This is a genomic window from Lelliottia sp. RD5 (assembly GCF_056032945.1).
The window spans coordinates 1-1068 of sequence record NZ_JBVYHQ010000019.1; the positions used below are offsets into that span (position 1 = coordinate 1).

The window sequence follows — 1068 nt, forward strand, 5'->3', positions numbered from 1 at the left end:
AAATGTTATCAGCGATTAGCTGATAACTTTAGCTACAACGCCAGCGCCTACAGTACGGCCGCCTTCACGGATTGCGAAACGCAGACCGTCATCCATCGCGATTGGGTGGATCAGGGTAACAACCATCTGAATGTTGTCGCCTGGCATTACCATCTCTACGCCTTCTGGCAGTTCGATGGTGCCGGTCACATCAGTTGTACGGAAGTAGAACTGTGGACGGTAGCCTTTGAAGAACGGAGTATGACGGCCGCCTTCATCTTTGGACAGAATATAAACTTCAGATTCGAATTTGGTGTGCGGCTTGATTGAGCCTGGCTTAGCCAGTACCTGACCACGTTCGATTTCTTCACGTTTGATACCACGCAGCAGAACACCAACGTTCTCACCAGCACGGCCTTCGTCCAGCAGTTTGCGGAACATTTCAACGCCAGTACAGGTAGACTTAGCAGTCTCTTTGATACCAACGATTTCAACTTCTTCGCCAACTTTAACGATACCGCGCTCTACACGACCGGTTACAACAGTACCACGGCCGGAGATAGAGAATACGTCTTCGATTGGCAGCAGGAATGGCTTGTCGATAGCACGTTCTGGTTCCGGGATGTAAGAATCCAGGTAGCCAGCCAGCTCAACGATTTTAGCTTCCCACTCTGCTTCGCCTTCCAGCGCTTTCAGAGCAGAACCACGGATGATTGGCGTGTCATCACCCGGGAAATCGTACTGAGACAGAAGTTCACGAACTTCCATTTCTACCAGTTCCAGCAGCTCTTCGTCATCAACCATGTCGCATTTGTTCAGGAACACGATGATGTAAGGAACGCCTACCTGACGACCCAGCAGGATGTGCTCACGCGTCTGTGGCATAGGGCCATCAGTTGCAGCAACAACCAGGATCGCGCCATCCATCTGAGCAGCACCGGTGATCATGTTTTTAACATAGTCGGCGTGGCCCGGGCAGTCTACGTGTGCGTAGTGGCGAGTCGGGGTGTCATATTCAACGTGGGAAGTGTTGATGGTGATACCACGAGCTTTTTCTTCTGGTGCGTTATCGATCTGGTCGAATGCACG

At 51.3% G+C, this 1068-nt stretch carries 1 protein-coding gene; it reads right to left on the bottom strand.

Going from position 1 to position 1068, the window contains the following annotated elements; translation table 11 throughout:
• Window positions 1–15: 15 nt before the first annotated feature.
• The coding region (gene tuf, locus AC0LWE_RS22310) for an elongation factor Tu (RefSeq protein ID WP_446028862.1) at window positions 16–1068 on the bottom strand (1053 nt) is incomplete at its 5' end.